Annotated in this window: 8 protein-coding genes; all 8 read right to left on the bottom strand. The window is 46.0% G+C overall.

Annotated elements, in window-relative coordinates; genetic code table 11:
* Positions 1 to 533, bottom strand: a 533-nt coding sequence (locus VIP81_RS22385; protein WP_331966636.1) for an adenosylcobinamide-GDP ribazoletransferase, incomplete at its 3' end; no start/stop codon positions are given.
* Positions 530 to 1576, bottom strand: a complete 1047-nt coding sequence (gene cobT, locus VIP81_RS22380; RefSeq protein WP_331966633.1) for a nicotinate-nucleotide--dimethylbenzimidazole phosphoribosyltransferase — start codon at positions 1574 to 1576, stop codon at positions 530 to 532. The genes VIP81_RS22385 and cobT, both read right to left, overlap by 4 nt.
* Positions 1577 to 1589: 13 nt before the next feature.
* A complete protein-coding gene (gene cobU / locus VIP81_RS22375) occupies positions 1590 to 2102 on the bottom strand; it encodes a bifunctional adenosylcobinamide kinase/adenosylcobinamide-phosphate guanylyltransferase (RefSeq protein ID WP_331966630.1) in 513 nt (170 codons plus the stop codon).
* Between the two features lie 84 nt (positions 2103 to 2186).
* Complete coding sequence (locus VIP81_RS22370) at positions 2187 to 3521, bottom strand: DUF5074 domain-containing protein (RefSeq protein WP_331966627.1); 1335 nt, start codon at positions 3519 to 3521, stop codon at positions 2187 to 2189.
* 186 nt (positions 3522 to 3707) lie between these two features.
* A complete protein-coding gene (locus tag VIP81_RS22365) occupies positions 3708 to 4301 on the bottom strand; it encodes a DUF6580 family putative transport protein (RefSeq protein WP_331966624.1) in 594 nt (197 codons plus the stop codon).
* Positions 4302 to 4318: 17 nt separating this feature from the next.
* On the bottom strand, positions 4319 to 6262 hold the full coding sequence (locus VIP81_RS22360) for a TonB-dependent receptor (protein ID WP_331966621.1): 1944 nt from the start codon (positions 6260 to 6262) through the stop codon (positions 4319 to 4321).
* A gap of 105 nt (positions 6263 to 6367) precedes the next feature.
* Complete coding sequence (locus VIP81_RS22355) at positions 6368 to 7018, bottom strand: tetratricopeptide repeat protein (RefSeq protein ID WP_133807478.1); 651 nt, start codon at positions 7016 to 7018, stop codon at positions 6368 to 6370.
* Between the two features lie 67 nt (positions 7019 to 7085).
* Positions 7086 to 7958: a DMT family transporter gene (locus tag VIP81_RS22350; RefSeq protein WP_331966616.1), complete on the bottom strand. Its 873-nt coding sequence runs from the start codon at positions 7956 to 7958 to the stop codon at positions 7086 to 7088.
* Positions 7959 to 8069 lie beyond the last annotated feature (111 nt).

Below are 8069 nucleotides of genomic sequence, written 5' to 3'. Positions count from 1 at the left end.
CTGATGCCCTGCGCAATGGGTTTGGCTTTGGCATCATCATTTTCACGAACGTATTTGTGTGTGTACACCACCGTAACGGCCATAAAACGACTCAGCGGCTGCGTGGCCATTATTGTAATCATTACGTGTGACAGCGACAGTTGCCGCAACGCCAGAAACTTTAAAGTCATGATCAGCAAAAGCCCCAACATCCCGTAAGTACCAATACGGCTGTCTTTCATGATCTCCAGAATCTTCTCTTTTGTCCAGCCCCCACCAAAACCATCGCACATATCAGCAAAGCCATCTTCATGAAAAGCGCCGGTCACCCATACGCCCATAATCATCGCCAGCAAAATGCTGACCATCGGAGGCGCAATGGTACCCAGCACATACAACAGGGCAATCATAAAACCACCCGTTATCCATCCTATCAGGGGAAGGTAACGGGTAGCTTTACTCAACATTTCCGGTGTATATGGAATACTAACGGGAACGTGTATACGGGTATAAAACATGATAGCGGTCAGCAACAACTGCCATTGTTTCTTCATATGGTACGATTTGATACCTGCGCGCTGTTAAAGCTGGCCATCTCCTGTAGAAAAGCTACGGCACTTTGTACCAGGGGTATCGCCAATGCCGCGCCGGTGCCTTCTCCCAGACGCATATCCATTTGTAATAAAGGTGTTACTTCGAGGTGCTGCAGCATCGCTTTATGCCCTTTTTCTTCTGAGCAATGTGCAAAAATACAATAGTCTTTTACCGCTGGCTGAATGTTGGCGGCTACCAGCAACGCTGCTGTAACAATGAAACCATCTATCACCACCAGCATCTGCAGGGCTGCAGCCTGCTGTATGGCGCCACATATCATGGCAATCTCAAAACCACCAAAGGTAGCCAGTGCCTGTTCCGGTGATGCCGGGGAAGCATGTTTGGCCACCACCTGTTGCAGCACCGCACGTTTTTGTGCCAGCTGCTGTACATTGCTGCCGGTACCGGCGCCGGCACATTCTGCTACGGGAATTTTGGTAAAATGGCTCATCAGCAATGCTGCCGCAGAAGTATTGCCAATTCCCATTTCCCCGAAGCCTACAATATTGCAACCTTGTTCGTGTAATAATTTTACTTCTTCCGCACCCGCCTGCATGGCCAGTTTACACTGGTCGAGCGACATAGCAGGCATATGCAGAAAGTTCTGTGTACCCATGCCCATTTTGCGGTCTTTCAACAACTGATGTGGCGGAAATATATGGTTCACACCCGCGTCTACCACGGTGAGCTGTAAATGATGCTGCCGGCAAAACACATTGATGGCAGCGCCACCCTGTAGAAAATTAAGGACCATCTGTGCTGTCACCGCCTGTGGAAAAGGATTTACCTGTCCATCGGCAGCAATGCCATGATCGCCTGCAAATACAATGATGGATGGATTTTTAATAACCGGTGTCAGCGTATTTTGTACCAGACCTGCCTGCAACGCTATCCCTTCCAGTTTTCCCAGTGATCCGGGGGGCTTGGTTTTCTGATCTATTTTATCCTGTAATGCGCCTCTCAATTCCTGTGATACAGGTGTGATACGGATATTGCTCATCATGTCTGTTTATTTATTACGCTTCTTTTTTTATTACAACGGGTATGCCGGATACCATCAGCACTACGGTGTTGGCTATACGTGCAAGGTATTGGTTTACCCAACCCTGCAAATCCGTAAACTTCCGCCCCACGGCTGTTTCCGCATGTACGCCCATGCCTATCTCATTGGTGACCACAATAAAAGTACCGGCTTTTTGTTGCAGCGTGTGTATTTCTGCTTTTATAGCTTCCAGGGTATTGCTCACATCATACGCCTGTTGTTCGAAAAAATTAGTCAGCCATAAGGTAACACAGTCTATCACTACGGTATGCCCATCCAATGGTAAACGGCTTACATATAATTCCTGTTCATAGTTGATCCACATCGGGCCCCGCTCTTCCTTATGTCGTTGTATCCGTTGTGCAAAATCATCATCCCATACTTTGGCGGTGGCCACGTACACCGGGTGCGCACACTGCGATAGCGCCATTTCCTGCGCATAACTGCTTTTACCTGATCGCGCCCCACCTGTAATGAGAACTAGCATGTAGCTGTTAGCTTTTAGCCATTAGCTATTAGCATTTAGCTATTAGTTTCGCACTAACAGCTAATAGCTAACAGCTAAAAGCTGTTAATTAAATACCGGTATTGCCGGGAAGAAGAAGCCGGTGTAGGCTACACTTTTCTTCAGGCCACCACTGGAAGCATCGTAGATGTAAAGGGTGTTATCCTGAGAGTTCTGGCCAAAGCCGGATTTCATATCTGTTACCGCCAGGGTATTATTACCCGGGTTATATCTTACGCCTGCGCCATAGAAGCCACGGCCAGCCGGAATTGTAATAAATGGTGTTTGGAGGGAAGTAGTATTACCTACGCTGTACTTGTAGATTTCAGTGCCGCTATTACCCCATTCGTTCAATGCTCTACCAATGAATACGGCATTTTCTACGGTAGATGCAGTCATCATACCAGGATTCCATGCGCCCCAGGAGCCGTAAATATCGAACGGAGTTGGAATGGTATCTACGTTTAATGTTTGCGGATTAATAGCAAACAGGTATTTCGCCTGACCGGCCCAGATGGTACCATCGGGTGTCTTCGCAAAACCGGCATCTGCTTTCACCAGTTTTTTAGCCAAACTGAAATCGTTGCTGTTTAACGCTACTACGCCGTCTGTCTGCGACATCACAAATACATAGGCACCAGACTGTATCATGCCGCCTATCTGGCCGTCTACGCTGCTTATTTTGCTGCCTGCGGTCATGGATTGCAGGTTAATAGGATAAACACCGCTAACGGTACCCACAAGCCCGGTACCGGTATTTACACCAACAAAGGAATTAGGCGTTGCCGGTAATTGATCAATACGACCGGTTTCTTTCATCGTACCGGCATCTGCTGCTACTAAAGCGGCTCCCTGCTTGGACACGAAATACATGGTATTGTTGAAAATAGCACCATATTCAGTAGTGGTGCCTAATGTTTTGCCTGGATTGTTACGTTGAAATACGTGCTGGTATAGGGTATCTTCTCCGTTGCGGTAGAAGTTTACATCTCCCGGCTCATGTCCAAACCAGCCTTCATTCACGATAAAGAAACCATTTTCAAACTTACCCAGTACTTTGATCTGGTAGTAGTAATTGGCCATGGCATTGCCGGAAATTACATTGTAAGAAATGGTATAATCACCCCTTTCTGTTGCTGTAAACGTGAAGGTCGAATCTGTACTGGCAGGTACACCATTTACCAGCCACTGGAATGTTGGATTTTTAACATCGGCCAGCTGGGGATTCAATACCCTGCTATCGCCTATATAAACGGTGTCTTTACCATCTTTCAAACCCGGAGCTACAATCTGAGGAACTACTATTTCTGCCTGGTTATCTTTTGAGCAGGAGGTAAAACCCGCTATAGAGATGACTGCTACAATAAAAGAAAGTTGGAATTTGCGTGAAATACTGCGCATGTTTAGTTATTTATTTACGTATGTCTTGTTTTCGTATGGGTATTACAGTTAGTGACTGTAGTATATGGTGCTGTACAGAATGCTGATGCAGAAGAGAGAAACCCCTATAATAATTTAGAGATTTGGAGTCAGACAAATGTATTCATCTGCCCCAAATCCAAATCTCTAAAAAGAAAATTCAAAATATTACTGTGCAAAACGCAGTCTGCGTTTTACCAATTCAAAGCTGCCAAAGAAAATAGTGCTGTAGATAAGATTACCTGCGAGTACATACCACATGTAAGGAATCGCCTGGATATAACAGCTGCTGATACCTGCCAGATCCCTGGTATAAGGTAAGCCGGTCAGCATATTGGTAGATCCACTGATCCACACGCCAAAGTTAGATACGAAGAAGTGAATGAGCGCAGCGCCTGCAGAACCCATCAGGATATTCATTACGCTTGCTTTTTTGATCATCAGTTGTCCCAGTAATACGATCAGCACAAAGCTGGCATAATTCCAGATCCAACCTCTGTAGAGTAATCCGTCTGCATATTGCTGATGGAAAAACTGCATCAGGATAACATCGCTGACAAATAAGGCCAGCAAAGGAAAGGCGTATGATTTCCATTTTTGTGAAAAGGAAGCCCCGCCAAACAAGGCCATCGCGCCAACAGGCGTGAACATAGCTATTGGTGACATGTTCGTATCAGCTCCCAACACGACGCGTATTACACCTGCTGCCAGAATGAAAAGCAACAATACACCAAAGCGCGGATTAAGATTCTTTAAAGACATTATGTTGGTTTTAATGTTTACAAATTGACTGTGATGCCGGTGGTAAAGTTGAACCGACGTGAATTATAACCGGAAATATCAAAATACTGATAATCTGTAATATTTCTAAACCCGGCGAAAATTTTAAGCAAGTTACCAAATTTATACTCACCGTATAAATCCAGGGTATAATAATCCCCCATAGGTACGGTTGCCTCGAATCGTTCCCCTACATATTTATAAGTAGCAGATAGGTACAGGGCAGGGGTTGCCTGATAGCCTAAAGTCGCATTCATCGCGAATTTGGGTATTCTATACAGGTTGTAGTAAGAAGTATCCTTGTTATTTTGTGAGATGGTAATACGACCATCTACCACCGTATAATTGGTGGTCAATACCAATCCTTTTGTAATCAGCCAGCTAGCCTCCAATTCAGCCCCATAGGCCTTTTGCTTGTTGGCGTTGCGGTACTGGCTGGCCATCGTCGCCGGATCATAAAAGAAGATGATCAGGTCGCGGGTATCTCTCCAAAAATTGGTTATCCGGAAGTCCAGCCGGTTATGTGCTACACTGGCCTGGTAGCCCACTTCATAGCTGGTGGTGGTTTCCGGCTTCAGGCCTGTATTGCCATAGTTGTTGGTATACAGCTGGTACAAGGAAGGTACACTGTAAGCTGAAGAGATATTAACAAATATTTTATGATGATTATTGATCAGGAAAGAAGGATTGAGGGAAATAGTCTGGTTGTTTCCATATAAACTATGATAATTAAACCTGCCGCCCAGTTCCAGGTTGAAGCCCCCCAGGTTGTGTAACAGGATGGAGGCATACAGGCTGGTTTGACTGGTATGAGAGCTATCCGGCGACAAGGTGGTGGTATCAGGACTGGGGTTGTAAGATGATTGCAGATAATCCTGCTGTTTCATGTTGGAGCGGGTGTACGCTGCGCCACCGATCAGCCGTATCTGGCTGGTAACATCCCAGTTTACATACGTTTCTACCTGGTGTGTATTTGCCTGAAACAAGGTACTATCGAACTTTGCGTAGGCGCCGGGAACAAGGAAAGAAGAGTCGTTGACCACTTTCCGATTAGTACGCTGGTAGCTGTACAATACATGCCAGGAACCATTCTTGAAGCGGTACTCACTGCTAACGCCATTGAGCAGGTATTTGGAGGCGCCGGTATAATCCTTATCATCCTGGTAGCCGCCTTCATCGAGGTCGTGATGATAGTCATTCCAGTTCAACAGGTACTGGAAATTCCAGCGGGAGCCCGCGCTCAGTCCCAGTTTGGCAAATACGGCATTTTGCCGGAAGCCATCTTTATCAAAATTGGCCTTGTGGGTAGAGTCGTAAGCATCAGAAAAGCCATCGCTTTGTTCATGCTTATAGTTGACCAGGTAAGAAAAGCGCTGTATGTTGCCGTGTACATTTACATTACCCTGGAAATCGCGGTAGCTGCCGAAGCTGCCATTTAAGCCTGCGGCAAATTTCTTATCTCCGCTCTTGCGGGTAATAATATTAATTACACCGGCTACTGCGTTAGAACCATATAACGTAGACTGGCTACCACGGAGTATTTCAATTCTTTCTACCTGGTCTGGCGTAATAAAATTAAGGTCAAAGCTATTGTTGGATTGAGAAGCATCACTAACAGATAAACCATCTACCAGGATAAGGGCATTGCCGCTGGTAGCACCCCGCATAATCACGCTGGGTACGGTACCCCGGTTATTTTCAGCACCGATGACCGTTAAGCCGGTCTGCTGATTCAGGATACTGGCAATACTTTTACCGCTATTCTGCTGTAGGTATGCATTCGAAAGAATGGTGACTACTTTGCCGGTTTCACTGGCCTTCTGCGGACCTTTGTTCGCCGTTACGGTAACTTCATTCAACTGATTAACCCGGCTGGAATCCTGTGCGATAGCGGCTATGGATAGCAGTAAGAAAAGAAAGGTAGTGTAAAATTTTGATGGCATCCGCGAAGTTTTATGTGGAAAAAATTAAAAATGCAGCGTAGATAAAAGTGGGCTACTTCATCTACGCTGCATTGTTGTAAAAAGCTAAAAGCTAACTGCTAAAAGCTACCCCGGCATCCGGGAAATATATTTATCCATTTCTTTAATCTGGCTCACGATCTGCGCAGTGGTAGGCTTTTGTGCCTTGGCTCTGCGGAAGTATTCTTTGGCAGATTTGAAGTCACGGCGGCTCATGGCAATGGATGCGAGGGTTAACAGGGCAGCAGCCGTGTTTTCCTTGTCGGGCAAACCTTTGCGCATAGCAATTTTCAGGTTTTGATCAGCCGTTTTCAAATCATTTTTCTGATAGGCGATGGTGCCCAGCTGAAAGTATTGCATGCCTTCGTATTCCTTCATCGGACTACCAGAGTTAATACTCTGACGGATAGTGGCTTCAGCTTTATCGAGGTCATTGGAATACATGGCCATATTGCTTTGCATAAAATAGTATACAGAGCGGATAGGTTTGTACAGCAGTTTAGGGAATTTCACCTGGTTCATCAGTGCAGTAGCCCTTTCAATATCTCCTGCTTCCACGGCTTCCTGTACCATTCTCATGGGACCAAACATCACGTGTGTAACCAAACATACCAGTGCCAATACCAGCACAATCGTAGCTTCCCACCAGCCTACAGTTAAGCCCAGTGCAATACCGCCTGCTAATAATACAATACCTATTGGGAGGCGATATAGAATAAAAAAATTAAATGCTTTCATGAAAAAACAGTTCGTAAATCACTAATAGAGGGTGCAAAGATAGATAAAAAAAACACCTCATGGGTTTTCATTTACGACCTTTCAGATTCGCCATAGCAATAGCACTTAATATGATCACCACCCCCAGTATCTGTAGGGCAGATACGGTTTCATGCAGAAAAATGGTGGCCGCCAGCATGGCTACCGGCAACTCCGCCGCGCTGAGGATAGCGCCCAGGGATACCCCTGTTTGCGGCATACCCTTGGAAAAGAGGAAGGGTGGCAGCACCGTACCGAAAAGCGCCAGGGGAATTCCCCAGATCCACAGGTTGGTGCCGGTCAACCGGCCATTCCCTAAATAAAACGGGGGGAAAATCAGGGAGATAATTACAAAAGCCCCGGTTACTATCCAGGCGCTTTTCAGTACCGGCCCCAGAGAAGCCGCCACCCGGCCACTCACCACAATGAAAACGGTATAACACATGGCCGCCAGCAACCCAAACCCTATTCCTTTCCAGTGAAGGGTTGTTTCGCCGGCATTGAATACCCCGCCCGCCAGTAAAGTACCTCCAAGAATAAAAAATACTGCCAGCCACTGTACCGGAGAAGGCCGCTTTTTATAGATGACCCATTCCACGAGCATGCTCATCCAGGTAAACTGCATGAGCAGTATGATGGCCACGCTGGCTGGAATATATTGTACACTCTGATAATAAGTAATGCTGACCAGGCCCGTGGAGCTACCCAGTATAAAACAGGTACGTACGTCCCGGTTATTGAGTCCATATGTTTTACGGCCCGATAATATATGAATGATCCACAACGCCAGCATCCCGAATCCAGCCTGCACGCTGCAAAGTTCTCCTAATGTATATCCCTGCTGATACCCTGATTTAACGATCGTTGATAATATCCCGAAGCTGCAGGCGCCCAATAGCACCAGCAGTATCCCTTTCCACATAACAATTGTTTTAGGGTGCGAAAGTACGCGTATTTTTTGGGCGCAGGATTAGACTGATTTTTATGATTAGACTGATTTTATTTTTTTAAGATTAAAAGGGATTTAGGAGAT

The organism is Chitinophaga sp., assembly GCF_036566945.1.
Lineage (GTDB): Bacteria > Bacteroidota > Bacteroidia > Chitinophagales > Chitinophagaceae > Chitinophaga.
This window is presented reverse-complemented; position numbering and strand designations above follow the sequence as displayed.